The 861-nt window shown below is 59.2% G+C and carries 2 protein-coding genes and 1 pseudogene; 2 read left to right on the forward strand and 1 reads right to left on the reverse strand.

The window, feature by feature from the left end; translation table 11 throughout:
• Together AC3IFE_RS01245 and AC3IFE_RS01250 are read left to right on the forward strand one after the other, a co-directional pair.
• Window positions 1-346, forward strand: a 346-nt coding sequence (locus tag AC3IFE_RS01245) for an IS66 family transposase (protein WP_489189353.1), incomplete at its 5' end; no start/stop codon positions are given.
• Between the two features lie 19 nt (window positions 347-365).
• Window positions 366-662, forward strand: a pseudogene (locus AC3IFE_RS01250) (integrase core domain-containing protein); the annotation flags it as partial.
• A gap of 13 nt (window positions 663-675) precedes the next feature.
• Here the strand turns inward: AC3IFE_RS01250 and AC3IFE_RS01255 are convergent.
• Window positions 676-861, reverse strand: a 186-nt coding sequence (locus AC3IFE_RS01255; protein ID WP_489189354.1) for a hypothetical protein, incomplete at its 5' end; no start/stop codon positions are given.

Here is an 861-nt window from a genome sequence, read left to right on the forward strand (position 1 = left end):
TGTCGTGCCGTCGAGTCTGCTCGGCAAGGCATTGCAGTACATGAGCGGGCAGTGGTCAAAGCTGGTCCGATACGTCGGTAACGGCAACTGGCCGATCTCGAACAACCTGTGCGAGAACGCGATCCGGCCGTTCGTCGTCGGCCGCAAGGGCTGGCTGTTCTCCGATACGGTCGCCGGCGCGCAGGCCAGTGCCAACCTGTACTCCCTCGTCGAGACATGCAAGGCGAACGGCGTCGAGCCGTATCGCTATCTGGTCAGGCTGTTCACCAGGTTGCCTCTCGCTGCAACCGCCGACGACTACGCCGATCTCATGCCTTGGACAATGCCTGCCGCACTCAACCTCTGAGGGGCGTCGTTAAATGACCGCATACGATGCATGGGCCTACGAAGCCGGCGTCACGCTGTCGTTCATTCGGCCTGGCAAGCCGGTGGAAAATGCCTATATCGAGAGCTTCAACGGGCGGTTCCGCGATGAATGCCTGAACGAGCACTGGTTCGTCTCAATGCGCCACGCCAAGCAGCTAATTGAGGAATGGCGTATCGAATACAACACCGAGCGGCCTCATAGTTCACTCGGCTATCTGACGCCGGTGCAGTTCGCTCGGGCGCACGATGCAAAGCAGCAGTTTTTAACCTCGGACTCTAACTGCAGTTCGGACTAAAACCGGGGGCAGGTCACAACGCCCGAAGCGCCTTGTGGTCCTGCTGCCGCTGATCAAGATTCCGTTTGTAGAAGCGGCTCAGTCGCTTGGACAGATCCTCGGCCCTTCCCGTTGTCGCGCTACCGCTAGCGGTAGGATCAGCCAGGTGCCTTTGCGCACTCAGGTTGTCAACTTTTATCAGCGAACGCAGAATCGCTGC

It is taken from the genome of Burkholderia sp. APQ4-4ca (assembly GCF_057837105.1).